The organism is Kitasatospora sp. NPDC094028, from assembly GCF_049543595.1.
Lineage (GTDB): Bacteria > Actinomycetota > Actinomycetes > Streptomycetales > Streptomycetaceae > Kitasatospora.
On the sequence record NZ_JBMVFA010000060.1, the window covers coordinates 1 to 23,808 of the forward strand.

At 70.5% G+C, this 23,808-nt stretch carries 21 protein-coding genes and 2 pseudogenes; 10 read left to right on the forward strand and 13 right to left on the reverse strand.

Features of this window, described 5'->3' with window-relative positions; genetic code table 11:
• Positions 1 to 116: 116 nt before the first annotated feature.
• Entirely contained in the window at positions 117 to 1,109 is a 993-nt protein-coding gene (locus tag ACPC54_RS40800) for an IS481 family transposase (protein ID WP_498972618.1), read from the reverse strand.
• Between the two features lie 98 nt (positions 1,110 to 1,207).
• Between ACPC54_RS40800 and ACPC54_RS40805 the strand changes: the two genes are divergently transcribed.
• Together ACPC54_RS40805 and ACPC54_RS40810 are read left to right on the forward strand one after the other, a co-directional pair.
• Entirely contained in the window at positions 1,208 to 2,245 is a 1,038-nt protein-coding gene (locus ACPC54_RS40805) for a hypothetical protein (protein WP_498972620.1), read from the forward strand.
• On the forward strand, positions 2,242 to 4,560 hold the full coding sequence (locus ACPC54_RS40810) for a UvrD-helicase domain-containing protein (protein ID WP_498972622.1): 2,319 nt from the start codon (positions 2,242 to 2,244) through the stop codon (positions 4,558 to 4,560). Before ACPC54_RS40805 ends, ACPC54_RS40810 begins: the two co-directional genes overlap by 4 nt.
• Positions 4,561 to 4,656: 96 nt before the next feature.
• On the opposite strand, the pseudogene ACPC54_RS40815 reads toward ACPC54_RS40810, so the two are convergent.
• Positions 4,657 to 5,951 (reverse strand): annotated as a pseudogene (locus tag ACPC54_RS40815) (IS256 family transposase).
• 738 nt (positions 5,952 to 6,689) lie between these two features.
• Here ACPC54_RS40815 and ACPC54_RS40820 point away from each other — a divergent pair.
• Both ACPC54_RS40820 and ACPC54_RS40825 read left to right on the forward strand, forming a co-directional pair.
• Positions 6,690 to 7,388: a hypothetical protein gene (locus ACPC54_RS40820; RefSeq protein ID WP_498972624.1), complete on the forward strand. Its 699-nt coding sequence runs from the start codon at positions 6,690 to 6,692 to the stop codon at positions 7,386 to 7,388.
• Between the two features lie 434 nt (positions 7,389 to 7,822).
• Positions 7,823 to 8,014 (forward strand): helix-turn-helix transcriptional regulator, encoded by a 192-nt coding sequence (locus ACPC54_RS40825; RefSeq protein WP_498972626.1) that lies wholly within the window; start codon positions 7,823 to 7,825, stop codon positions 8,012 to 8,014.
• Between the two features lie 58 nt (positions 8,015 to 8,072).
• Here the strand turns inward: ACPC54_RS40825 and ACPC54_RS40830 are convergent, their stop codons facing one another.
• Complete coding sequence (locus tag ACPC54_RS40830) at positions 8,073 to 9,227, reverse strand: tyrosine-type recombinase/integrase (RefSeq protein ID WP_498972628.1); 1,155 nt, start codon at positions 9,225 to 9,227, stop codon at positions 8,073 to 8,075.
• Between the two features lie 95 nt (positions 9,228 to 9,322).
• Between ACPC54_RS40830 and ACPC54_RS40835 the strand changes: the two are divergent.
• A pseudogene (locus ACPC54_RS40835) lies at positions 9,323 to 9,487 on the forward strand (pirin family protein); the annotation flags it as partial.
• A 40-nt stretch (positions 9,488 to 9,527) separates the two neighbouring features.
• On the opposite strand, the gene ACPC54_RS40840 reads toward ACPC54_RS40835, so the two are convergent.
• The 5 genes from ACPC54_RS40840 to ACPC54_RS40860 form a co-directional block, all read right to left on the reverse strand.
• Entirely contained in the window at positions 9,528 to 9,950 is a 423-nt protein-coding gene (locus ACPC54_RS40840) for a hypothetical protein (protein ID WP_498972630.1), read from the reverse strand.
• Between the two features lie 190 nt (positions 9,951 to 10,140).
• Positions 10,141 to 12,924, reverse strand: coding sequence for an AfsR/SARP family transcriptional regulator (locus ACPC54_RS40845; RefSeq protein WP_498972632.1), 2,784 nt, complete (start codon positions 12,922 to 12,924; stop codon positions 10,141 to 10,143).
• A gap of 178 nt (positions 12,925 to 13,102) precedes the next feature.
• Complete coding sequence (locus ACPC54_RS40850) at positions 13,103 to 14,392, reverse strand: MFS transporter (protein WP_498972634.1); 1,290 nt, start codon at positions 14,390 to 14,392, stop codon at positions 13,103 to 13,105.
• A 352-nt stretch (positions 14,393 to 14,744) separates the two neighbouring features.
• Complete coding sequence (locus ACPC54_RS40855; RefSeq protein WP_498972636.1) at positions 14,745 to 15,653, reverse strand: polysaccharide lyase; 909 nt, start codon at positions 15,651 to 15,653, stop codon at positions 14,745 to 14,747.
• Positions 15,654 to 15,903: 250 nt separating this feature from the next.
• Entirely contained in the window at positions 15,904 to 17,298 is a 1,395-nt protein-coding gene (locus ACPC54_RS40860; protein ID WP_498972639.1) for a right-handed parallel beta-helix repeat-containing protein, read from the reverse strand.
• A gap of 31 nt (positions 17,299 to 17,329) precedes the next feature.
• On the opposite strand from ACPC54_RS40860, the gene ACPC54_RS40865 reads away from it, so the two are divergent.
• Positions 17,330 to 18,574, forward strand: a complete 1,245-nt coding sequence (locus tag ACPC54_RS40865) for a Dyp-type peroxidase (RefSeq protein WP_498972641.1) — start codon at positions 17,330 to 17,332, stop codon at positions 18,572 to 18,574.
• Positions 18,575 to 18,608: 34 nt separating this feature from the next.
• Here ACPC54_RS40865 and ACPC54_RS40870 read toward each other — a convergent pair whose 3' ends face one another.
• The 3 genes from ACPC54_RS40870 to ACPC54_RS40880 form a co-directional block, all read right to left on the reverse strand.
• Complete coding sequence (locus ACPC54_RS40870; protein WP_498972659.1) at positions 18,609 to 19,013, reverse strand: metal-sensitive transcriptional regulator; 405 nt, start codon at positions 19,011 to 19,013, stop codon at positions 18,609 to 18,611.
• Positions 19,010 to 19,330: a heavy-metal-associated domain-containing protein gene (locus ACPC54_RS40875; protein ID WP_498972643.1), complete on the reverse strand. Its 321-nt coding sequence runs from the start codon at positions 19,328 to 19,330 to the stop codon at positions 19,010 to 19,012. Before ACPC54_RS40875 ends, ACPC54_RS40870 begins: the two co-directional genes overlap by 4 nt.
• A 145-nt stretch (positions 19,331 to 19,475) precedes the next feature.
• Positions 19,476 to 19,964, reverse strand: coding sequence for a hypothetical protein (locus ACPC54_RS40880; protein ID WP_498972645.1), 489 nt, complete (start codon positions 19,962 to 19,964; stop codon positions 19,476 to 19,478).
• Positions 19,965 to 20,192: 228 nt separating this feature from the next.
• On the opposite strand from ACPC54_RS40880, the gene ACPC54_RS40885 reads away from it, so the two are divergent.
• Positions 20,193 to 21,344: a permease gene (locus tag ACPC54_RS40885; RefSeq protein WP_498972647.1), complete on the forward strand. Its 1,152-nt coding sequence runs from the start codon at positions 20,193 to 20,195 to the stop codon at positions 21,342 to 21,344.
• 49 nt (positions 21,345 to 21,393) lie between these two features.
• Here the strand turns inward: ACPC54_RS40885 and ACPC54_RS40890 are convergent, their stop codons facing one another.
• On the reverse strand, positions 21,394 to 21,612 hold the full coding sequence (locus tag ACPC54_RS40890; RefSeq protein ID WP_498972649.1) for a DUF397 domain-containing protein: 219 nt from the start codon (positions 21,610 to 21,612) through the stop codon (positions 21,394 to 21,396).
• Entirely contained in the window at positions 21,609 to 22,466 is an 858-nt protein-coding gene (locus tag ACPC54_RS40895; protein ID WP_498972651.1) for a helix-turn-helix domain-containing protein, read from the reverse strand. Before ACPC54_RS40895 ends, ACPC54_RS40890 begins: the two co-directional genes overlap by 4 nt.
• Positions 22,467 to 22,674: 208 nt before the next feature.
• Between ACPC54_RS40895 and ACPC54_RS40900 the strand changes: the two genes are divergently transcribed.
• Genes ACPC54_RS40900 through ACPC54_RS40910 form a run of 3 tightly spaced genes read left to right on the forward strand, consistent with a single transcriptional unit; the run spans position 22,675 to position 23,623 of the window.
• Positions 22,675 to 23,160: an ATP-binding protein gene (locus ACPC54_RS40900; RefSeq protein ID WP_498972653.1), complete on the forward strand. Its 486-nt coding sequence runs from the start codon at positions 22,675 to 22,677 to the stop codon at positions 23,158 to 23,160.
• The gene (locus ACPC54_RS40905) at positions 23,157 to 23,429 is read left to right on the forward strand and encodes a hypothetical protein (protein ID WP_498972655.1); all 273 of its coding nucleotides are present in this window, start codon (positions 23,157 to 23,159) and stop codon (positions 23,427 to 23,429) included. Before ACPC54_RS40900 ends, ACPC54_RS40905 begins: the two co-directional genes overlap by 4 nt.
• Entirely contained in the window at positions 23,429 to 23,623 is a 195-nt protein-coding gene (locus tag ACPC54_RS40910; RefSeq protein ID WP_498972657.1) for a hypothetical protein, read from the forward strand. The genes ACPC54_RS40905 and ACPC54_RS40910 overlap by 1 nt, the downstream gene beginning before the upstream one ends.
• The last annotated feature ends 185 nt before the right edge of the window (positions 23,624 to 23,808 follow it).

The following is a 23,808-nucleotide window of genomic DNA, read 5'->3' on the forward strand; positions in this document are numbered from 1 at the left end:
TTCAGCCACGTGATCATTCTGACTGTCCGGTTGCCGCCAACGGCAACCGGACAGCATGCCGCAACGGGGCGAACGTTGCCTGATGCGGCACTAGTTGTGCATCTGCCGGAGCTCGGTTACACGTGGGTCTCGGTCTTCTGCTTGAGGCGTTCGTAGGGCGTCTGGCCGCCGAGAGCGCCGTGTGGGCGGTGGAAGTTGTAGTAGTCCTCCCATTCTCGGAGTTTGTCGTTCAGGACGCCGGTGTCGTCGACGACGACACCGGCGAGCATGCGGTAGAACTCCTCGGCGTCGATGCGGTGTGAGCGTTCCACCTTGCCGTTGAGGTGTGGGGATGCCGGCTTGATGTACGTGTGGGCGATGCCCTTGTCGAGCACGTGCCAGTGGAAGGCGGACTGGAACTCCGCGCCGTTGTCCGTCTGGATGACCTCGACGCGGAACGGCAGCCGCTCCAGGACGTAGTCCAGGAACTGGATGGCGGTTTTCTGGTCGCACCGCGGGTAGATCCGCAGGACGCGCAGCCGGGTGCAGTCGTCGATCGCGGTGAACTGGTAGTACTTCGCCCGGCGGCGGGGCTTGGGGGCCTTCCCGGTGACCGGGGCTGGGCCCGGGGGCGCGGTTTGAGCCTGAACGCCGGTCGGTTCGATGAACTTGACGTCGATCTGGACGCGGTTGCCGGGCAGTTGCTTCTCGTAGCGGGTGTGGCGTTGGTCGTGGCGCTTGTAGCGCTGGGACGAGGGCAGCCGGTTCAGGCCCAGCCTCTTGAGGATGCGGTAGACGGCGGAGCAGGCGATGTCGATGTCGTGGTACCGCTTGAGGTACATCTGGATCTTCATCGGGCCGAAGTGGTAGTTCTGACGCAGATAGACGATCTTGTTCACGACGTCGGCGTCGGTGGCGTTGGGGCTGTGGTGCGGCGCGCTGGAGCGGTCGCGCAGGCCCTCGATGCCTTCCTCCTGGTAGCGCCGCTGCCACCGGTAGAAGCAGTTGCGGCTGATCCCGTAGTACCGGCAGGTCAGCGAGACGTTCCCGGTGACCTCCTCGGCGTGTCGCAGGACCGCCAGGCGCCGCTGGGCCTGGCGATCCTGCTGCTGTTGCGGCGAAGGGGGCATGACAGGACTCCGTCGTAGTCGGAGATCCATGTGTCACCAACGTCCGGCAGTTTTATAAGTGGGCAGCGCAGGAAGCCGCGAAGGATGCCTACGAGGGGATGGGCGGTGCCCGCCCGGACCTGGCGGGCGCGGTGTTCGCCAACCCGATGGATACTCTGCTGGCTTACCTGCGCGACCCCTCGCCCCAGCTCTGGGCCCGCCGGGCCAATGCCCTGGTCAGCGGCCTGACCGCGCACCCGGCCATTGCACTGGTCGGCTCCAGCACGCGGCGAGGCCAGCTCGTGGCCGCGCTGCGTACGGCGCTCGGCGAGGCACCCGGGCAGGCTCAGGATGACGACGGTCAGGTGGGGTTGGTGCATGTCCTGCGCACCACCGACAGCCATGGGCTCGCCCTGGCGCTCGCGGTGCGCGATGCCGACCAGGATCCACCGGCCTGGACCGTGCTGGCGTGCCTGGACGACGATCCGTCAGCGCTGACCAGTGAGGAACACAAGCTCCGGTGGCGGGCCTGGCTCTACTGGTCGAATCTCCTGCAGTTCCTCCCCTACGCGGGAGGCGACGGCGTCCAGCTGGCCAGCAGCCGGGTAGCCGACTATCCGCTGGACACGCTCGCCGTATGCGGAGGTGTCGGCGAACTCATGTCGCTCACCGCCGCCGAGCACCCCACACCGGATGCCGAACCACCCACCGCGCAGGCTCCCGACACGGTCGCCGAAACCAGCTCCTCCTTCGAAGAGCAGGTCACCGCGCTGCTGCGCGACCGTGCGTGGGACACGAACTTCCTCCCCCATATCGACGCCCAGGAGGAAACCGACCTGCTCACCCTCGCGACCCGGATCGCCGACCGCGGCAAGAAAGCGCCCAGTGTGTTCGGCTTCGAGCTCGGAGCCAGCCTCTGGCCGGCCGACTTCGTCTGGCAGGGCGACGGTGTCAAGGTCGCCGTCGTCCCCAGCCCGCCGGACGGTCTGCCCGACGCTGAGGCCGAGGCCGAGCGCCGAGACGCCGCATACCGGGCGGAAGGCTGGACGGTCCGGACCGCTGCCGACTGGCTGAACCACCTCGACTCCCTGATCGCCATGCTCCCCGACGCGCCCGCTGCCGGCGCAACGCCCGACGTGGAAGGCTCCCTTCGATGACCGCCCGGCTCAGCCTGTACCAGAAGGCCGAACAGGAGCTGTACAAGCTCGATCGCCAGGTGAAGGCGAAGTTCTACGACTTCACTCACCTCTTCCGCCACGACCCCTGGCACGCCTCGCTGCGGCTCAAGCCCCTCAAGGGCGACGGCCGGATCTACTCCGCCCGCATCGACCCCTCGTACCGGGTCCTGCTGACCCGAACCGGTACCGGCGCGAACGGCGAGGAAAGCTGGCTGGCGATCGCGGTGCGCCACCGCCGCGACGTCTACGAGCAGCTGTCCGTGGCGGTCAACCGGGTCACCGGTGAGATCGAGTTCGTCGACCTGTCCGTGGTCGGCGAAAGCGCTCTGCGACGCGCCGGGATCCAACTCACCCCCGCCGAGCCGGAGACCGAGCCCGAGCAGGACGCGACGGTCGCCCCGCGTGCCCCCCAACCGCCGGTCCAGGAACCGGAGCCCGCAGCCCCACTCCTGGCGGCCTACGACGCCGAGCTGCTGCGCGAGCTCGGTGTGGCCGAGGCGCTGATCGACCTCGCGCTCGTTGTCACCACCAGCGAAGAGCTCGACCAACTGGTCGACGGCGCCCCGCTGCTGACCAAGGACGTCCTCTACGGCCTGGCGGCCGGCCTCCCGCTCGACGACATCCGCCGAGAGATTACCGGCGCGGTTGCACTCGAGGAACAGCCCAACCTGGAGGATTTCACCGCGGCGCTGGCCCGCACCGTCGTCACCACCGTCGACGACGCGCTTCGCGCCGTCATCGAGGAAGGCGACTTCCGCGCCTGGAAGATCTTCCTCCACCCCACCCAGGCCCGCCTGGTGAACCGCACCTACAGCGGTCCCGCCAGAGTTTCGGGTGGCCCCGGCACCGGCAAGACCATCGTGGCCCTCCACCGTGTCCAGCACCTGGCCAAGCACCTCCCGGCCGGTCAGAACAAGCCAATCCTGCTCACCACCTTCACCAAGAACCTCACCACCGACCTGCGCGCCCGCCTCGTCTCCTTGGTGGAACCCGAGCTGCTGGCACGGGTCGAGATCACCCACATCGACCAGCTCACCGCGCGCGTCCTGGGCGAGAACGCCGTCTCCGGGCGCGCCAAGAGCCGAGTGGACAACTCGGTGGCCCTCAAGGAACTGCGCGATCTGCTCCTGGAGCTCGACGAGCGCACCTGGGAGCCCGAGTTCCTCTTCGAGGAGTGGGAGCAGGTCGTCCTCGGCCAGGCGGTGCCCACCCGCACCGCCTACCTGCAGGCCCGCCGGGCAGGCCGCGGTCGGCCATTGACCCGAATCGAGCGGACGACGGTGTGGAAGCTGCTCGAGCAGTACACCGCCCGCCTCGACAAGCTGAACATGGAGACCTGGAGCCAAGCTGCCGAACGCGCCGCCCGGTTCGAGATCGAACGGGCCGCCAGGATTCAGGCCCGTGCCGAGTACAAGGAGCAGATCGGGGGCCAGGAACTGATCCACCGCGACGCCACCGACTCCGCCATGCGCTACCTGCGCCACCGCTACCAGCACATCGTGGTCGACGAGGCACAGGACCTGAGCCCCGCACACTGGAAGATGCTCCGCGCGATGGTCGCCCCCGGGCCCGACGACCTGTTCATCGCCGGCGACACCCACCAGCGCATCTACGACAACCAGGTCGCCCTCGGTGCCGTCGGAATCAACATCAAGGGCCGCGCTGCTCGACTCACCCTCAGCTACCGCACCACCAAGGAGATCCTCGCCCAGGCGATCACAGTCGTCATCGGCAACAACGTCGAATTCGACGACCTGGACGACGGCACCGACACTCTCGCCGGCTACCGCTCCGTCCTGCGCGGGCCCGACCCAGTACTTGTCGGCCACCCCACCTGGCAGGAGGAACTCGCCGCCCTCGCCGACACCCTCCGCACATGGCGCACCGAACTCACCACCGACGAGGCCGGCAACACTACCCGCGACGCACGCGGACTCATGGCCGTTTGCGTCGCCGACCGCAACAAGGTGAACGAGGTCATGTACTACCTCACCACCCAGGCCGGCATCACCTGCGCCGAACTCACCAAGGACGGCGCCCGGGGCGACGGCGAAGTCCACGTCGGAACCATGCACCGCTTCAAGGGCCTGGAGTATCAGCGGCTGGCCATCGCTGCTGCGAGCGACGGACTCCTTCCCCGCGCCTCCATTGAGCAGTACCGCGGCAGCGACCCCACCCGCTACCAGCGAGAACTTCGCAAGTCCCGCGCCTTGCTGTTCGTGGCCACCACCCGCGCCCGCGATGCCCTGACGATCTCCTGGCACAACAAGCGCAGCCCGTTCCTGCCCGGCTGACCCGACCACCCGCCCACAGCCCTCGGGGCCGCGGCAACATGCCGCGGCCCCGAGGCAGGGTCTGTCCAGCGAACGGTGTAACTCGGTTGGGTTGAGTTAACGACGGCCGGCGGAGAGACGGCCGTCGAAGGCGATCTCGAAGGCGTTCAACGCTGCCTTCCAGCGCGTCATCCAGCGCTTTCGGCCGTCACCGGTTGGGTCGAGGGACATGATCGCCATGTAGACGCACTTCAGGGCCGCCTGCTCGTTCGGGAAGTGCCCGCGCGAGCGGACGGCCTTGCGGATCCGGGCGTTGACGGACTCGATCGCGTTCGTGGTACAGATGACCCGGCGGACCTCGATGTCGAAGCTCAGGAACGGCACGAACTCGGCCCAGGCGTTCTCCCAGAGCCGCGCGATCGCCGGATACTTCTTCCCCCAGGCTTCGGTGAACTCCACGAACCGTTCGAGGGCGGCGTCCTCGGTCGGAGCCGTGTAGACGGGCTTGAGGGCCTTGGAGATCTTGTCCCAGTCCTGGCGGGCCGCGTAGCGGAACGAGGCCCGGATCAGGTGCACGATGCAGGTCTGGGTGACGGCCTGCGGCCAGACCGTGCCGATGGCGTCCGGCAGGCCCTTGAGACCGTCGCAGACGACCATGCACACGTCCGCGACGCCGCGGTTCTTGATCTCGGTCAGGACTGCAGCCAGTACTTGGCGCCCTCGCCGCCGTCGCCGGCCCACAACCCGAGGATCTCCCGGGTGCCTTCGACCGTGACCGCGAGCGCCACGTAGATCGGCCGGTTGGCGACCTGGCCGTCGCGGAGCTTCACGTGGACGCAGTCGATGAAGATCACCGGATAGACCGGGTCCAGCGGACGGTTCTGCCACTCGGCCATGCCCTCGATCACCTGGTCGGTGATGGTCGAGATGGTCTGCTTCGACACGTCGGCGCCGTAGACCTCGGCCAGGTGCGCGGAGATCTCGCCGTGTGTCAGGCCGCGGGCGGACAGCGAGAGCACCATCTCGTCCACCCCGGACAGGCGCCGCTGGCGCTTGCGGACCAGCTGCGGCTCGAACGAGCCCTCCCGGTCGCGGGGAACGTCGATCTCGACCGGGCCGACCTCGGTCAACACGGTCTTCGACCGCGTGCCGTTGCGCGAGTTCCCGCTGCCGGCTCCGACCGGATCGTGCTTCTCATAGCCGAGGTGGTCCGTCATCTCGCCTTCGAGTGCGGACTCCAGGATCTTCTTCGTCAGCTGCTGGAGCAGGCCCCCAGCGCCGGTGAGCTGCAGCCCGCTCGCACGAGCCTGGTCGACCAGCTGCCCGATCAACTGGTCGTCAAGGGCGTCCGGCTGCAACTCCACCGGCCGCACGGCCTCCACGGCCTCGGCGGAGACGATCACGTCTGTCATCAGGGTGCTACTTCCTTGATCGGGAGTTACACCGTTCTTTTTACAGACCCCCGAGGCAGCTCACCCAAGGAAACCATGCTCACGAAGGCGCACCTCAAGGGCTACCTCCTCGAAGAAGCCCTGGCCTGGCTGCTGCGCAACAGGGGTAGTCCCGGACCATCTCGGTCAAGCGCGACTTCTTCCCATCCATCACCATCTACCGGGCCCGGCCGACCGGTGGCCCGACCGGGAGGCATCGAGCCTGGCGGCCTGGCTGGCCGAGCGGCCGGGCGTCGAGGCCGTCTGCGGGGACCGCGCGCCGTTCTTCGATGAGAGGTAGTCCCCCACCTTGAGGACCAAAATGCGACCCCTACGCCGTGAAGTTGCGTCAGGTCCCGAGCGGACTTGGTGCGGTGGGACAGCTCGTTGAGATGGTTAGAACAGCTCCCTCAACACCTTGTCAGTGCGGCGAGGTAGCCTGCAAGTAGTAGAAGGTTTCCTTGTCCGGGAGGGTAGTTGTACGCGCCATCAGAGATGAGAAACCCAGAGATCTGGCGGTACAGGCGCGGAGACTTTACTACTCGCCAGCTTCTTAGTCGAGACTACCGGCTCCCTCTGCAGGCCGGTATTGCGCCCTCGGCATGGTCTTCCCACATTGTTCTCTTCAGTGTGCCGGGCTATGCGCCCGGCGGTTGGACCTCGGATGGCCTGTACCAGTACAGCGGCGCAGGTCGCCTTGACCAAGGTACCGGTCGGATTGTGGGCAGTCTTGACCATCCAGCAAATAAGCACATTGTGACTGCTTGGAAGAAGGGCCGCCCGCTGCATGTAGTCGAACGCGGCCCGTCGCGTCGCGGAGATTATACCCCCTACCGGTACGTCGATGCTTTCATGCTGGACGATGTCACCGAGGATGGCGGCTGGCCAATTTTCCATCTCCGGCCTGTTGAGTCTGCGACCCACAGGCCTCAGCAGGCGTGCTCCATCGGGCTTACCGGCGGAGTGCGGCTCGTCACCGTCGAGCGGCATCAGCTCCTCACCCTCGATAGTAGCAATGTCATAGAGTCGGTATCCCTGCGGCCCGAGGCGCGACTGGAAAAGAAATTTTCCCTGTTTATGCTGCAGCAAGGCTTGCCGGTGTGGCGTTTTGAGATTCGACACACGCCGGGGTGTCATCCTATGTACACCGACATTTGGATCGGTGGTGCCAATATCCTGATCGAAGCAAAGTCATCATCGGACCGCGAGCATGTGCGTAGCGCCATCGCGCAACTGCTTGACTATACGCGTTTCCTGAGGAATCCAGGACTCGCCATTCTGCTTCCCGATCGACCTCTGGCCGATGTCCTGAATTTTGCTTACAGTCAGAATGTCGCGGTGATTTGGCCGCATGGAACATCCGGCTGGCAGTCCAGCTTGCCTCATCTTACTCCCCTGGGTGTCACCTGTATTCCGTGAAGCTGTGGGAGGTGTGCGTGGCTGCCGACTCTAGGATTGGGTCCGTTCAGGCTGACGCCGAGGCTGGGGCGCGCTGACGTCGGGGGCGGCGAGCGGAGCAATGTCACGCTGCGGCTCACTTTTGGCCAAGGAAGCCGGCCGATGATGTCGATCTACGGTCAGGTGAGCCGCAGGAGGGAGCTCCTACGGCTCACGGGCCTCTCACGCGGCTCTCACGGCCTGGGTGTCATGAGCCTGCAGCAGGCGTCATGGAGGGTGGACGAGATGGGTCCGGGAGTCCCTTTGCGTGAGCTGGGATTTTGCGGTGGAGGATGATCTCCGGGCCTCCGTGGAGACATGCCGCCCTTATCATGACCTCGCGGCGCTGCCAAGTTGCCAACTCCCCTGAAACTCGGTCCTGCTGAGAAGAGCCAAGAGATCGAATGGGAGAGCGCATGCCTGAGCAGTTCATGAGTGTTCGACAGACCGCGGAGTACTTGAACATGTCCATCGCGTGGGTGTACCGGGAGGCTCCACGGGTGGGGCTGCTTCCTTACAGGTTCGGTCGCGGGCCGAACGCGAAGTTGCAGTTCAAGCTGTCTGAAGTCCAAGCGTGGGTGAAGCAGCAGCGCATGTCCGCAGCATGACGCCGACCGTAGTGGCGAGGAGGGCCTTCCCCATTGGGGCGGGCCCTCCTCGTTGTGGTCAGGCGGCGAGGCCGAGGTCGAGGACCTGGGCGGCGTGGGCGATGGAGCCGGGCATGAGGTGGCGGTAGATCTTGAAGGTGATGTCGATGCTGCGGTGGCCCATCCACTCGGCGACGTCGGTGATGGGGATGTTGTGGCTGAGGCAATTCGAGGCGAAGAAGTGGCGGAGGCCGTAGAGCGTCATGCCTTCGGGGATGTCGACTTTGCCGGCCTTCCTGATCCGTCGCCACCGATTGTCGATGACGTGGAAGGGGAAGGGCTTGCGGAGGTCCTTCGGGTGGCGGAGGAGGTAGCCGTCGACGGTGCCGTACGTGTCGGCGTACCACTCGATGGTGTGCCGGACGCGGGCCGGCAGCGGGACGTCGCGGTAGTCGCCCTCCTTGCGGTGCTTGAGCGGGGCGTAGGCCTTGGTGGTCTGGTTGACCTGTTCGGAGATGCGGTAGACGTCGTCGGCGACGATGTTGTTGACGTTGACGGCGAAGGCCTCGCCGTTAGGCAGGCCGCAGCCGCTCATGAGGTCGGCGACGAGGAGCAAGGAGTCGTCTCCAGCGGTGCGTATTCCGTGGAGCTGCGCGAGGGAGGGGATGACTGCGCGCTTCGGGTCGTACTGGGGAGGCGTGACGCCGTCGAGTGGGTTCTCGTCGTAGAGGCCGAGGCGGTTGGCGTCGAGGAGGATCGCCTTGAGCTTGTCGAAGGCGTTGGACTGGGTGGCCAGGCCAACGCCGTTGCGCTCCATGGTCTGGATGAAGGCGTCGACGACCTTGTGGTCGAAGGTGCCCATCCGGCGGCTGCGAAAGGCGGGGTAGAGGTGGTGTTCGAGGAGCGAGTCGAGGTGCCGCATCGACGCCGGGCCGAGGGCACGCTGGCCGGCCTTCCACTCCTCGACGTAGTCGCCGAACTGCATCACGCCGTACTTGCGGATGCGGTCCGCTTTGGTCTGGCTCTGGGGGCGCTCGCGCTTCGCTCGGTAGATCTCGGTGAGCCGGTCGATCGCCTTGTCCTGGGTGGCGAAGCCGGACTCCTCGGTCTGCCTTCCGGCCGCGTTGCGGTAGCGGATCTTGTACTCGTGCGGGCACTTCGACCACCGCGTCTGCGGGTGCTCGCAGTCCTTGAAGAAGGTGCCCATGCCGCGGGCCAGGGTCCTCGGTGCCATCGTGTGCGGTCTCCATCCGGTCTGATGCTGACGATTTGCTGACCGTGGATGGTCCACCGGGCCACTGATCTGGGAAGAACCGGCAGATGCGTGGTATGTGGTGGAACTTCGTCGCCCGCACCGGCGAGGAGATCGCCGAGGCCCGGCGGGACTGGGAGCGCGGCGGCCGCTTCGGCGAGGTCCGCGGCTACGACGGCCCGCGCCTCGCCGCCCCGGAGCTGCCCGCCACCCCGTTGAAGGCCCGGGGGCGGGAACGCTGAGGCCCGGCCTCCTCGGTGGGGAGGCCGGGTCGGGGTCGGGTCAGCGGATGGTGAACGGTGCCAGGTGGGTGGTGGTGTCGGCGCTGCTGGTGGTGAATTCGAGGTTGTAGCCGCCGGCGGCCAGGCCGCGGGTCGGGAGGTTGACGATGTAGCCCGCGATGGCGGCGTCGTAGCGGAACGGGGTGGTGAACGGGCGGGTGGTCGGGCCGACGATGCGGCGGGGGTCAGGGTGATGTTCGGGGTGGACAGGTTGTTGCCGTTGGCTCGCCTGTTCGGCCGGCCGTGGCAGGTCGCGAACGGCGGCCACGTGCTGCTTGAGATGGATCCCGGTCGCCCGGCCCGGGGTGCCGTGCTGCGGCGCGGGTGCGGCGGCCGCCGCGACGCCGAACGGCGCGCCCTGGAGGGCGAGCGCGACGGTGAGCGCGACGAGGCCCGCGCGGGGCCATCGTCTCGCTCGCCGCACGGGACGGCGCGTCAGTGGAGGGGGTGGCATGTCCATGGGCCGGCAGGTAGCGGCCCGGCCGGTCGGGTACGCCCGGAGGCGGGTCGGCATTCCGGGGGGGTCCCACGTCCGGGTCAACGCCAGTCTCGAGTAACGAAGTTGACGGACAGTCGGTTCAGTCCACTTGTCGCACCACGGGGGGCTCCGGCCGTCAGGCGGACGGCGAGGCGGCGGAGACCCCCGGCGACTGCGGCAGCGCCCCCCGGCGGGGCAGTGCGGCCAGCGCGGTGCGGGCGGCGGTCTCGCCGTCCCGGTAGCCGTGGCCGCAGGCGATCCGGACGGCCTCGGTGAGGTGCCGCTCGGCCTCCTCCGGCTGCCCGGTGGCGGCGAGCGCCCGGCCGTAGAGGGTGTGCAGGACGACCTGCCGGGAGGCCGGGAAGGGCGGCTCGACCAGGGCCAGGCCGCGGGCGGCGTGCTGGGCGGCCTCGGCGTGGGCGCCGACGGTCAGGCAGTGGTTGGCCAGGTGCTGGTGGGTGAGGGCGATCAGGTCCCGGCGGCCGCCCCGCTCGGCCAGGGTGCGGGCGCGGGTGAGCAGGCCGTGGACGCGGGCGAGCCGGTCGTGACGGGCCAGCGCGAGGGCCAGGTTGACCAGGGCGACCGACTCGCCGGTCACGTCCCCGGCCCGGGCGGCGAGTTCGGGGGCCAGCTCCAGCTGGGCCAGCGCCTCGGCGTGTCGGCCCTCCTCGGTGAGCACCCAGCCCAGCAGCGCCCGGGCCCGGGACTGCGCCCGGACGTCCCCGCAGGCCTCGGCGGCGGCCAGGCCCTGGGCGAGCAGCGGCGTCCAGTCGTCCCGCACCTGCCAGACGATCAGCGGCCACTGCAGCAGTACGAGCCGCCAGGCGCGGTCGTGCAGCCCGACCGCGACCGCGGCCTCGACGGCGCCGCGCAGGGTGTCCCGCTCGGTGGCGTACCAGGCCAGCGCGCTCGCGAGGTCGGGGAACGGGCGCACGTCCACCGAGTGCCGGGAGCCCACCGGCAGCAGGCAGCACGGCTCGCTGCCCGGCTCGGCGGCGGCGCTGGCGGCGAGCAGGGTGCTCATCAGGTGGTCGAGCAGCCGTGGCAGCGCCTCGGTGTCGTCGTCGGAGGGCAGACTGCGGGCGTACAGCCGGACGAGGTCGTGCAGGGTGTAGGCGTCCTGGCCGGTCTCGATGATCAGGTGGGCGGCGGCCAGCCGGTCGAGCGCCTCGGTGGCGGGCTCCAGCCGGCAGCCGGCGATCGCGGCCGCGGTGCGGCCGTCCAGGGTGGCGCCGGTGTGGGTGCCCAGTCGCTGGAACATCCGGCGGGCCGGCTCGGGCAGTTGCTGCACGGTCAGGCCGAGGGTCGCGGCGACGGACGTGTCCTCCACGTTCAGCAGGCTCAACCGGCGCTGCTCGTCGGCGAGTTCGTCGACGAGGGCGGCCAGGCCGCGGGCCGGGTGGGAGGCCGTCCGGGCGGCCGCGAGGCGCAGTGCGAGCGGCAGCCCGTCGCACAGCTCGGCCAGCCGGGCGGCGGCCTCGGGTTCGGCCGCGACCACGTCCGGGCCCAGGGTGTCGGCAAGCAGGGTGATGGCGTGCCGGGAGGACAGTTCGGCGAGCGGCACCAGCCGGGCGGCGTCCGAGGCGACCAGGCCGGCCAGCCGGTCGCGGCTGGTGATGACGGTGACGCAGCCGTCGCCGTCCGGCAGCAGCGGGCGGACCTGCTCGGACCGGTGGGCGTTGTCCAGGACGAGCAGCATCCGCCGCTCGGCGGTCAGTTCGCGGTAGCGGGCGCCCATGGCCTGGTACGAGCCGGGCATCTGTTCGGCGGGAACGCCGAGGGCGAGCAGCAGCTCGCGCAGCACGGCGGCGGTGTCGCGGGCCGGGATCGGGCTGTAGCCGCAGAGGTCGACGAACAGCCGGCCGTCCGGGAAGTCGGCCTGGCGGCGGTGCGCCCAGTACCCGGCCAGGGCGGTCTTGCCGACGCCGGCGCTGCCGGTGACCACGGCGATCGCGCCGGGGGCGGCGGTGGCCCGGTCGAGCGCGGTCAGCTCGTCCTCGCGGCCGGAGAATCCGCGGGGGCGGCGGGGGAAGAGCCGGGGGGCGAGGGCGGGCGGCGGCACGGCGAGGCCGTGCGACTCGGTGGGGACGGGCGTCGGCGGGGTGACCGCGGGGGCCGGGACCGGCAGCGGTGCCGGTGCCGATGCCTGGGCGGGTGCCTGGGCGGATACCCGGGCCGGTTCGGCGGGGGCCGCCGGAGGCACCGGCGCGGGGGCGCGCAGCAGGGTGTCGTAGGCGTCGACCAGGTCGGTGCCGGGGTCGACGCCGAGCTGTTCGGCCAGTGTGCGCCGGGTGCGGTGGAACCAGTCCAGGGCCTCGGAGCGCCGCCCGGCCCGGCCGAGCGCGCGCATCAGGGCGGCGATCAGCGGCTCCCGGAGCGGGTCCTTGGCGACCTCGGTGCGCAGCACCCGGGCCGCGGCGCCGTGCTCGCCGAGCAGGCCGTGGGCGTGCGCCAGCTCCTCGACGGCCGTCAGCCGCAGCTCCTCCAGGTTGTGCGCGGCGCACTCCAGCGGCGGGCTGGGCGCGGTGCCGGTGAGGGCCGGGCCGCGCCACAGGGCGAGCGCCTCGCCGAGCACGGCGACCCGCTCGGCGGCGTCGGGCCGTTCCCGGCCGGTGCGCAGCAGGTGTTCGAACCGGTCGGCGTCGACGGCGTGCCGCGGGGCGCGGAGCAGGTAGGCGTTGCCCTCGGTGAGGAGTTCCACGCCGTGCGCGGTGGCGTCGTGTTCGGCGAACAGCGCGCGCAGCTGGGAGATGTGGCCCTGGATGACCGTCCGGGAGTGCCGGGGCGGGTCGGTCTCCCAGAGCGCCTCGGTGAGCTGGTCGACGGTGACGGGCGTGCCCGCGCCGAGTGCCAGCATGGCGAGCAGGCTGCGGCGCTTCACGGGCCCGGCCGGCAGGTCCCGGCCGTCCGCGGTGGTCACGGCGACCGAACCCAGTATCCGGAAGTCCACCCCGTGCCACCCCGCTGTCCCCGCCCCGTTCGATCCGGTGACTATAAGCCAGCCACCGGCTATATGCCAGTCACCGACAGGTCGAATCCGCGTCCCGAAGATGAACATCCGGTGACGCGGGTTTCCGCCCGGTGACCGAGCGTGCGGGTCAGTCGGTCGACCCGGTGCGTTCCGCCGGAGCCGGCCCGCCCTGGCCGGGCACGGCGGCCGGGCCCGCCTCGATCCGGGCGAGCCGGGGCACCAGCAGCAGGCAGAGCAGCAGCACGGCGCCGCCCAGCACGATCGGCACCCGGATGCTGGTGACGCCGGCGATCCAGCCGCTCAGCGCCGTGCCGACGATGATGCCGAGCCGGCTGATCAGCATGTAGCAGCTGTTGACCCGGCCGAGCAGTTCCTTCGGCACCGCCTGCTGGCGCAGCGAGGTGGTCTGGACGTTCCACAGCACCACGCCGAAGCCGGTGCCGGTGCTGATCGCCGCGACCAGCAGCCAGGAGGAGGACAGGCCCAGCAGCAGCCAGCAGGAGCCCATCAGGGCGAAGGCGATCGCGATCCGCGCGCCGCGGTCGATCCGCCGGCTGATCCGGCCGGCCAGCATGCTGGCGGCGGTGCCGCCGACCGCGGCGGCCGCCAGGACGACGCCGAAGGCGACGGCCGGGGCGTCCAGGGTCCGGGTCACCAGCAGCACCATCATGGTGTTCGCCATGAAGAAGGCCATCGCGCCCAGCGCGGAGACGGCGGTGAGCAGTCGCACCTCGGGGCTGGCGAGGAGCCAGCGCACGCCCTCGCGGATCTCGGTCGCCATCGGGCGCCGGTCGGCGCGCGGCGCGACCTTGCCGGACTGGCCGGTGAAGGTCACCAGCACGGCGGCGACCAGGAAGGACGCGCCGTCCACGGTGAACGGGGCCCAGGCGGCCATGGCGAACAGCACGGTGCCCGCGAGCGGGCCGCCCAGGTTGGCGCCCAGGATCACGCTGCCCTGCATCCGGCCGTTGGCGGCGTCCAGCTGGTCGGACCGGACGACGTCGGGCAGGGCGGAGGTGGCGGCGTTCGAGAAGATCGTCTCGCCGCAGCCGAGGGCGAAGGCGAGCACCGCGAGCGCGGCCACCGGCGGCGAGGAGAGCAGCGCCCAGCCGGCGAAGCCGAGGACGAGCGCGCCGCGGCCGAAATCGATCGTCCACATGAGCCGCCGGCGGTCGGCCCGGTCGGCGATCACACCGGCGTGCAGCGACATGACGAGCCAGGGGAGCGCGGCCGCGCCCTTCACGAGCGCGACGGCACTGGGTGAGTCGGAGAGTGTCGCGGCGAGCAGCGGCAGGGCCGCGTCCCGCATGCCGTCACCGACCGCCGAGATTCCCGACGCGGACCACAACAGGTTGAATTTCCTGCCCAGTTGGATCCTGTTGCGGGACGGAGGGGTGTCCAGGCTCGTTGGCGTCACCGGTGCAGTATGGCATGGCCTCCTCAGCTCCAGGAGGGGTTTGACCAAGGCTGTGCCGTTACCCCGGTGGGGTTCGATCGGGCACCCCCCCGAAGGATCGGATCATGGAGGAAATGCGGCGGAATTCCGGTCGTGCCGCGTGTTTTCGGTGGTGTTTCGCGCCGGAATTCGGCCCCCGCTCCGCCCGCCGCCGCACCGAGGGGCCGAGTGGGCCGAGCGGGACGACCAGGACGAGCGGGACGAGTAGGACGAGCGGGACGAGTAGGGCGAGCAGGACGACCGGGCCGATCAGCGGCTCGGCGGGCCGGCCGGTCGTCGCCGTGCCGCTCCGTCACTCGGGTGGTGGCCGTGGTCAGTGCTGGACGCCGGTGGAGAGGGAGAAGTCCGCGAACCAGGCGTGCTGCGCGGTGGCCGGGCCCCAGGAGGTGTCGTGGCCGCCGTAGAAGGTGGAGAACAGCACGCCGCCGAACGGGAGCGAGCCGATGCCGGAGGCCGTGCCGGTGGCGTGGTGCACCTGGCGGCCGTCGTACCAGACGGTGATGTCGCCGGTGGCGCGGTCCACCAGCTGCTCGACGGTGTGCCAGCGGTCGTCGGCCTGGAAGTGCCAGTCGCCCAGGCCCTCGTCCACGCCGTAGCCGGTCGGGCCTGAGTTGGTGGGGGTGTAGAGGTACACCTCGCCGTTGTCCGGGCTGCCCTTGGCCGCGCGCCACATGTAGCGGGTGGACCAGCCGCCGCCGTGGTTGCCGCCGGACTCCTCGCCGATCCTGCCGCCGTACAGGCCGGGCAGCTTGCCCGCCTTGCCCCAGTCGCGGCCGGCGGGGAACCGGACGGCGTACTTGAGGTCCAGGGTGCGGCCCTGGGCGAGGGCGCCGAGGCCGAGCGTGTTGAGGTCGGTGTAGAACTGGCCGCCGCCCGGGTTGGGGCAGTCGGTGCAGGAGTTGGCCGAGGAGCCGGCGCCGTACGTGACCTGCAGGGCCGGGCCGCCGCCGGGTGCGGCCGGGGTGTCGACCGCGGTGAAGTCGGCGGAGCCCCAGGCACCCTGGTCGACCGCGCCCCAGGCGTGCTTCCACTGCGCGCTGCCGTAGTCGCGGAACTGGCCGTGCCAGGCCGCGCCGCCGGGGGCGGGGCCGGTGGGGGCGGGGGTGGTGACCGTGCTCGTGGTGGTGGGCCGGGAGTGGGCCTGCGAGGGCGTGGCCGCGCAGCCGGCGGTCGCGAGCAGGGCCAGGACGGCCGGGGCGGCGGTGCGTGCGAGGCGGTTCATGGGACTCCTCGGTCGGCGTTCGGTCCGCCCGATCATGCCGTACTCGGACGATCGGGCCCGAGGGGTGGTGCCCGGCACCGGGCCCGGGCATGCGTGAACATCGGGGATCGGGTGCGAACTTGAGGTGATTCCAGGCCGATTCCCGGCTGATTCCCGGCTGTCTTCCGGCCCGCGCTCAAGCGGCGCCGGTGGCCGGGTGGGCGGACGGGCTCGCGGCGGGCGGCACCCCGCCGAGGGCCCGTCCGCGCGCTCACCCGGCCGGCGGGACGGCGGCCGGGTCGGTCGGGAGCGGATAGGCGTTCGGGTCGACCTTGCCCGGCAGGTCGACGGCCGGCCGGGCCGGCGCGTTCGGGTCCGGCAGCGACGGCTGTGCCGACGGCGCCGGGATCTGGCTGAACGGGACGCCGGGCGGCGCCTGGACGGCGGTGGCCCGGCCGGGCGGCAGCGGGCCGTGGCCCTGTCCTTGCCCCTGGGCGGCGCAGTCGGCGAGGCCCTCCAGGCCGTCCGGGCTCTGGACGGCGGGCTGGTTGCCGCTGAAGCAGTTGCCCGGGTCGGCGGAGAGCAGCACGAGGTCGGTGCCGTTGCCGGTGGCGCGGTTGCCCTCGACCCGGTTGCCGCTCGCGGGGTGCCCCGGCGGGTCGGTGACGATGACGCCCGCCGCGTGGTTGCCCTGGACGAGGTTGCGCCGCACCTCGTTGGCCGTACCGCCGCCGATGCCGATCCCGATGCCGAACCCGCCGTCCGCCTGCTGCGGGGTCTGGGCGGCGTTGTTGTCGGCGACCACGTTGCCCGCGATGACGGCGCCGTGCTGCGGGGCGAGGGCTTCCAGGTCGTTGGAGTTGACGGTGATGCCGACCCGGTTGGCGACCACCCGGTTGCCGAGGAACGACAGGCCGTCCGAGGCGTTGGTGATCTCGATGCCGACCGCGTTGTGCTCGACGGTGTTGCCGCGCACCAGCGTGTCGCAGGGCTTGCACTGGCCGACGTAGATGCCGGAGTCCGCCTGCCCGGAGGCGTAGGAGTCCTCGATGACACCGCCCCTGGCGTCGAACGCGTAGATGCCGTACAGGCCGTTGTCGTAGGCGGTGACCCGGCTCGCGCGGAAGCCCTGGACGACGGGGAAGCGGGCGGTGTCCAGCGGGTCGTATGCGGAGCCGCCGGCGCCGTGCTGCTGGAGGCGTTCGTCGGTGACGCCGGTGAACAGCACGCCGTTGGCCAGGTAGTTGCGGGCCGTCAGGTTCTCCACCACCGAGCCGGGGCCGGTCACGGTGACGCCGTTGACGAGCCGCAGTCCGCCGTCCAGGATCACGGTGTTGCGGTCGGTGCCGCGCAGCACCAGCCGGGGCTTGGTGATCCGGACGGCCTCGCGGTACACGCCCGGATCGACCAGCACCAGGTCGCCTTCGCGGGCGACGTCCACGGCCTGCTGGATGGTCGGGAAGTTCTGCGGGACGCGGACGACCGTCCCCTCGGGGTGGGCGGCCTTGGCGTCGGCGGAGTTCGAGCCGGAGGACGAACAGCCGGACAGGGCGAGGGTGGCGCAGGCGAGCAGGACGGCGAGGCGGCGGCGACCCGGGCGCGGCGCGAATCGTGCACGTACGGGCCGCTTCCCGGCCGCGAGTTGACCGAGCGTCAAAAGTTGCATGAATGGTGTTCTATCGTCTCCAATGTGCTCCATGCATGTCGAAAGCGGAAAGGCGCCGGAAGAGCCGGGTGACGCGAGAAGCGGTGTCGCCGGTGCCGGCCGGAGCCGGCGGGCGCTGCTCGCCGGCGGGGCGGTGCTCGCCGCCGGAATCGGCGCGGGCGCCGGGGCGTTGGCGCGCGGGAACGGCTCCGAGCCCGCCGCCGCGGCCGTGCCACCGCCGTCGTCGTCGTCGTCGACCGGGCCCGCGGTGCCCTTCCACGGGCCCCGGCAGTCCGGGGTCACGGCGCCCCAGCAGCCGGCCACCCAGCTGCTCGCCTTCGACCTCGCGCCCGCGACCGTCTCGGACGGCCGGGCCGCGCTGCGCGCCCTGCTCGGCGACCTCACCCGGGTGCTCGCCGAGGCGACCGCCGGCGGTTCCGCCGACGTCCGGCTGCGCGGCGCCGAGGAGGCCCGGCTGAGCAGCCTCGTCGCGGTCGGGCCGGCGCTCACCGGGCGGCTCGGGCTCAACGCCCCGGCCGCTCTCGCCGATCTGCCGGCCTTCCCTGGCGACCGGCTCGACCCGGCCCGCGGCGGCGGCGACCTGGTGCTGCAGCTGTGCGCGGACGACCGCTGGCCGGTCAGCGTCGTCGCCGAGCAGGTCGCGGCGGCGGTGGCGGGCAAGGGCGGCACGCTGCGCTGGACGCAGACCGGGTTCCTGCCCCGCGCGGCTCCCGGCACCACCCCGCGCAACCTCTTCGGCTACAGGGACGGCACCGCCAACCCCGACGCGGAGATGGCGAAGCAGTGGGTCTGGGGCCCGGCGGGCGGCCCGCACGAGCACGGGACGGTGCTCGTCTACCGGCGGATCCGGATGGACACCGCCGCGTTCGCGGCCCTCGCCGAGGACCGTCGCGACCAGGCGATGGGCCGCCGGATCGGCGACGGCGCCCCGCTCACCGGCACGGCCGAGCACGACGATCCCGACATCTACGCCAAGAACCCGGACGGCTCGTACGTCATCCCGGCCGGCGCCCACGTGCGGCTCAGCAGCCCGCGGCTCGACGGCGGCGCGCGGATCCTGCGGCGCGGCTACAGCTACGACGACGGGCCGGGGGACCGGGGGTTGCTGTTCTGCGCGTTCATGCGGGATCCGGGGCAGTTCACCCGGATCCAGAACCGGCTGGCGGCGAAGGACGCGCTCAACCCGTTCCTGGAGCACAACGGCTCGGCGGTGGCGTACGTCCTGCCGGGGGCGGCGGCGGAGGGCGGGGTGCTGGGGGAGTCGCTGTGGGGGTAGCGACCCGATACCCCCACCCGGTAAGGCCTGGTCGCTAGGAGCGGACGAGGCGGGCGATGGCCTGGTTGGCCTCGCGGATCTTGGTGCCGGCCTCCTGGCCGCCCTCGGTGATGGCGTCCCGGACGCAGCATTCGATGTGCTCGTCGAGGAGTTGGAGGGCGAAGGACTGCAGGGCGCGGCTGGCGGCGGAGACCTGGGTCAGGACGTCGATGCAGTAGGTGTCCTGCTCGACCATGCGCTGCAGGCCACGGATCTGGCCCTCGATGCGGCGCAGCCGCTTGAGGAAGTCGTCCTTGTGGGAGCTGTAGCTGGCCATGGCCGTCTCCGGTTCCTGTGCGGTGAGGCGGACCCTCACTGTACCGGCGGGGCAGGGGGTGTCGGCCCGGGCGGAACGGACGGGGAAAGTGCGACATCCCGCCCGGGCCTGCCGGTGGGTCAGCCCGCGAGGCGGCCGACCAGCTCGTAGCCCGCCTCGTCGATGGCCTCGGCGACCTCGGCGTCGCTCAGGGGCGAGGCGCTGTCGACGGTCACGGTGCCGGAGGCGAGGTCGACGGCGACCTCGGTGACGGCCTCGATCTTCGTCAGCTCGGCGGTCACCGCGGTGACGCAGTGGCCGCAGGTCATGCCCTTCACCTGGAAGACGGCGCGCTCGGCGGTGGCGGCGGCGGGGGCCGCGGCGCTGCCGGTGCCGCACGAGCCGCAGCAGGAGGAGCCCTCGGTGGTGGCCGACTCGACGGTGACGGTGGTCTCGCTCATGGTGTGCTCCTCGGTCGTCGGTGCTGCTTCCTGATGAACATACCATACCCCCCTAGGGTACCGGAAAGGGCTTCGGGGGGACTTGGGTGAGGGCTCGGGTGAGGACTCGGGTGAGGACTTGGGCGAGGGCTCGCGTGTCCGGGCCTCAGCCCCGCACGGTGATCCGGATGCTCTTGGTGGCGGCGTCGGCGCACCGGGGGTCCGGATGCATCGGCGACATCGGGCAGCGGCCCCGGTCGCGGAACTTCCAGCTGAGCGTGGTGGTGCCGGGGGCGACGGCGACGAAGACCTGGTCGCCCTCGGTGGAACAGCCGATGCTGTCCTCGGGGCACGGGGCGGTGACGAAGTCCGGGCCGCGCCGCACCACGGCGCCGTCGCCGGTCGACGTCGAGTCCCAGGCCCAGGCCGTCGTGTTCGTGAGCCGGCCGCGGACGCCGAGGCTCTGCCCGACCGTCAGGGTCACCGTGTCGGTCGGGTACGGGGAGGCGGCATCGTGGGCCTCCTTCAGATCGGGGAGCGCGATCTCCGTCGTCGGCGCGGCCGGCGCAGATCCGCTGTCGCAGCCGGCGAGCAGGGGAGCGACGGCCAGGAGCCCCGCCCCGATCCGGATCGCTGCGCGGAGTCGGTCGGCCATCGGCAGGTCCCCCTGGTTGTTCTGTCGCCACCCATCATGATCGAACGGGTGCAAGGACGCCCAGGTCGGCGGCGCGGTTGCGGTCGGCCCCGGCCCCGGCCCCGGCCCCGGCCGTCGAGCCGGGGCGGTCGGCGCGTCGGCGGCTCTGCGCTTCCCGGATACCCCATGCCGGTATAGCGTGTGCGGCGCGCACTCACCGGGGGCACGGCCTGAGGGAGGCGGACCGCCATGCACGCGATCCTGCACGCACTGTCCATCGCCGGGTCGATGACCTGGGAGATCACCTGGGCACTGGTTCTGGGGTTCCTGCTCTCCGCCGTCGTCCAGGCGGTGGTGCACAAGGCCACCGTCGTGCGGCTGCTCGGCGACGACCGCCCGCGCACGCTCGCCGTCGCGGCGGGGCTCGGCGCCGCCTCGTCCTCGTGCTCGTACGCGGCCGTGGCGCTGGCGCGTTCGCTGTTCCGGAAGGGCGCGAACTTCACGGCGGCGATGGCGTTCGAGATCGCGTCGACGAATCTGGTCGTCGAACTCGGCGTGATCCTGGCGCTGTTGCTGGGCTGGCAGTTCACGGCGGCCGAGTTCGTCGGCGGGCCGGTGATGATCCTGCTGCTCGCGGTGCTGTTCCGGCTGCTGCTGCGCGAGCGGCTCGTGCGGGAGGCGCGCGAACAGGCGGAGCGTGGTCTGGCCGGCTCGATGGAGGGGCACGCGGCGATGGACATGTCGGTCGCGGGGGAGGGCTCGTTCGCGCGGCGGCTGCTTTCGGCGCGGGGCCTCACGTCCGTGTCCCACGTCTTCGTGATGGAGTGGGCGGCGATCCTCAAGGACCTGGCGATCGGCCTGCTGATCGCCGGCGCGATCGCCGCCTGGGTGCCGGATTCCTTCTGGCAGGCCTTCTTCTTCGCCGACCACCCACTGGCCGGGAAGCTGTGGGGGCCATTGGTGGGCCCGCTGGTGGCGATGGCCTCGTTCGTCTGCTCGATCGGCAACGTGCCGCTGGCCGTGGTGCTGTGGAAGGGCGGGATCAGCTTCGGCGGCGTGGTCGCGTTCATCTTCGCGGACCTGCTGATCCTGCCGATCCTGAACATCTACCGGAAGTACTACGGCCCCCGGATGGCACTCTTCCTGCTCGGGACGTTCTACGCGGCCATGGTCGTCGCTGGCTACGCGGTCGAGTTCGCCTTCGGAGGGCTGGGGCTGGTGCCGAGTCAGCGTGACGCCGAGATCCCGATGTCAGGCGTCGAGTGGAACTACACCACCTGGCTCAACATCGCCTTCCTGCTCCTGGCCGCCGCCCTGGTGGCTCGCTTCTTCCGCACCGGCGGCGCCATGATGCTGAAGATGATGGGCGGCGCCCCGGACGCGGGCCACGAGCATCATTGATGCGCCTTGCGCGAGAAGTCGGCCGGGCCGACTTCTCGCGCAAGGATGGTCAGGAGATGGGGAGTTCGCCGGCCTTGATGGAGGCGACAAACGAGGACCATGCGGCAGTGGGGAAGACCAGGGCTGGGCCGTTGGGATCCTTGGAATCGCGGACCGGGACGATGCCAGCGAAGCCGTCGGCGACCTCGATGCAGTTGCCCTGGTTGCCACTGAACTTGCTCTTGCGCCAAGTCGCATGCTTCAGGCTGTCCCGACCTGGGTCAATCATTCGAGTTCCTTTGCAATCTGTGTGACGAGCCGACGCGACGGCCCTACGTCGAGGGCTGCTGCTCGAAGTCGGTCAAAGGCCTGGTCGTGGGTTGTTACATCGTCATCTCGTTCGAGGTAGAGGCTACTCGTCAGAGCCTCGGTGTACACCACGTCGAGATCATTCCGGACGGGAAACTCCATAATCACGAACGAGCCCAGTACGCCGGGGTGTGCGCCGGCCTCGAACGGCACGACCTGCAAGGTCACGTTCGGTTCCTTGGAAGCCGCGATGAGCTGTTGCAGCTGTTTCGCCATGATCTCCTTGCTGCCGACCACGCGGCGGAGCGCGGCTTCGTCCACGATCGCCCAGAGTTTGAGCGGTTCCTCTCGCCGAAGAGCGGCGTTCTGCCGGGCCATACGCACGTCGACCAGAGCGTTGACCTCCTCGGCCGTGCCCTCCGGTTGGAGCTTCCGAGTCACGGCCCGTGCGTAGTCGGCGGTCTGGAGCAGTCCAGGGATCAGCGATGACTCGAAGTTCCGGATTGACACAGCCTCCGCCTCAAAGCTGATGAACGAGGCGTAGCGTTGCGAGATCACATCGGAGTACGGCTGCCACCACACCCTGCGCTTGCCTTCACGTGCAAGCGTCTCAAGCGCTTCCCGCGTGGCTGAGTCGGCGACTTCGTAGACGTCGAGCAGTATCCCGACCTCGTTGGCCTTCACGCCGTGGCGGCCGTTCTCCAGCCTGCTGACCTTGGACTGATGCCATCCGAGACGTGCTGCCACGTCATCGACCCTGAGGTTGAGTCCCTCTCTGATCCTCCGAAGTTCCGCACCCAGCATTCGGCGGCGCACCGTCGGTGTTGCGGCCACGCTCCGACCTCCCCTCGTCGCGTTCTGTCGTCGGGCGTCAGTCTGGCGTAGCGGAAGGCGCTTCGTCACGTCGCATCACAAGATGCATATGCACTTTGCTGGATTGTGTTGCACGTACTCATAGGCGCGGGGCATGCTTACAACGTGTGGCACACGTCACCACGCAGCGTGATCCTGGCGGACCTTCGCTCGGGCATTCCCATGCCTCTTGCCGCCCTTCGGATCGCGAACTTTCCCACCACCCCCGGAGGAGGCCCCGCCATGCCCGGAATGTGAGAAGCAGTCCACCCCCGCTGACCCGTTCTCGTGGTGGCTGCCCAGGCACCACAAGTCCGCCGGCTTCGCGCGGCGGCTGCTCCGTACCTTCCTCGCCGAGCGGCCCAGCGGCGAACAGCTTCTCTTCCCTGGCGAGTTGGTGCTCGGCGAGCTCGTCACCAACGCCGTCATCCACGCCAAGACCCCGCCGGGTCGGCTCATCTTCATCCGGTTCGAGCTCTGCCCCTCCGCCCTTCGTATCGAGGTGCACGACGCGGACGCCGGCCGGCCGTCCGTGCCGCGTCTCTCCTCCGAGTTCGCCGAGACCGGGCGCGGGCTGTGGCTCGTCTCGCAGCTTGCCTCCAGCTGGGGCTGCTGCCCGCGTGCGGGTGGCGTCGGCAAGATCATGTGGGCGCTGATCGACGGGGGCGCGCAGTGAGCGTCGAACTCCCCTTCCCTGTCACCGCCGAGATCAAGGGCATCACCACGGTCGCCACCTTCGCCGAGCTCTCCGACGCCCTCGACGCGATCCGTGCCGGCCTCGCCCGGCTCCCGTTGGACGACGACCAGGCCGGCTGCCTCGCCGAGTACTTCTCCCCGGCCTCCGCCGACCGCATCGCTCACCAGCTCATCCACACCGGCGCGGTGGGCGCGATCGCCTTCCTCGGCCTCTACGCCCACCCGATCTACCTGCGCGCCGCGCCCTGATGGGCCGCCTCAGCTGGGCCCGCGTCGAGATGTGGTGGTGCCTGAACGCCCAGTTCTCCCGCCCGGTCCGCGCGATCAGCCCCCGCCGCCGGGCCGCCCACACCGAGATGCAGTTCTGGACGGCCACCCCGGGCAACGCCGAAGCTCTCCTCCTCTCCGTCCTTCGCCAGGCCACGCTGCACCCGTTCGAGTGAACAGAGGTGCCGGGCGATCCCGGAAGCGGGATCGCCCGGCACTCTGCTGTGGGTGGTGAGTGGAGAGGGTTGCGGGGGGGGGGGGGGGGGGGGGCGCCCGCCCGCCCCGGGGGGGGGGGGGGGGGGGGGGGGGGTGTGGGGGGGGGTGGGGGTGGGGGGGGGGGGGGGGCGCCCCCCCCCCGGGG

Bases quoted from the DNA above. Each gene is read 5' to 3' on its own strand.
- ACPC54_RS40885 (WP_498972647.1), top strand. From the start codon at position 20,193: ATGCACGCGATCCTGCACGCACTGTCCATCGCCGGGTCGATGACCTGG.
- ACPC54_RS40800 (WP_498972618.1), bottom strand. From the start codon at position 1,109: ATGCCCCCTTCGCCGCAACAGCAGCAGGATCGCCAGGCCCAGCGGCGC.
- ACPC54_RS40890 (WP_498972649.1), bottom strand. From the start codon at position 21,612: ATGATTGACCCAGGTCGGGACAGCCTGAAGCATGCGACTTGGCGCAAG.
- ACPC54_RS40810 (WP_498972622.1), top strand. From the start codon at position 2,242: ATGACCGCCCGGCTCAGCCTGTACCAGAAGGCCGAACAGGAGCTGTAC.
- ACPC54_RS40865 (WP_498972641.1), top strand. From the start codon at position 17,330: ATGCATGTCGAAAGCGGAAAGGCGCCGGAAGAGCCGGGTGACGCGAGA.
- ACPC54_RS40875 (WP_498972643.1), bottom strand. From the start codon at position 19,330: ATGAGCGAGACCACCGTCACCGTCGAGTCGGCCACCACCGAGGGCTCC.
- ACPC54_RS40910 (WP_498972657.1), top strand. From the start codon at position 23,429: ATGGGCCGCCTCAGCTGGGCCCGCGTCGAGATGTGGTGGTGCCTGAAC.
- ACPC54_RS40880 (WP_498972645.1), bottom strand. From the start codon at position 19,964: ATGGCCGACCGACTCCGCGCAGCGATCCGGATCGGGGCGGGGCTCCTG.
- ACPC54_RS40855 (WP_498972636.1), bottom strand. From the start codon at position 15,653: ATGAACCGCCTCGCACGCACCGCCGCCCCGGCCGTCCTGGCCCTGCTC.
- ACPC54_RS40860 (WP_498972639.1), bottom strand. From the start codon at position 17,298: ATGCAACTTTTGACGCTCGGTCAACTCGCGGCCGGGAAGCGGCCCGTA.
- ACPC54_RS40805 (WP_498972620.1), top strand. From the start codon at position 1,208: ATGGGCGGTGCCCGCCCGGACCTGGCGGGCGCGGTGTTCGCCAACCCG.
- ACPC54_RS40830 (WP_498972628.1), bottom strand. From the start codon at position 9,227: ATGGCACCGAGGACCCTGGCCCGCGGCATGGGCACCTTCTTCAAGGAC.
- ACPC54_RS40825 (WP_498972626.1), top strand. From the start codon at position 7,823: ATGCCTGAGCAGTTCATGAGTGTTCGACAGACCGCGGAGTACTTGAAC.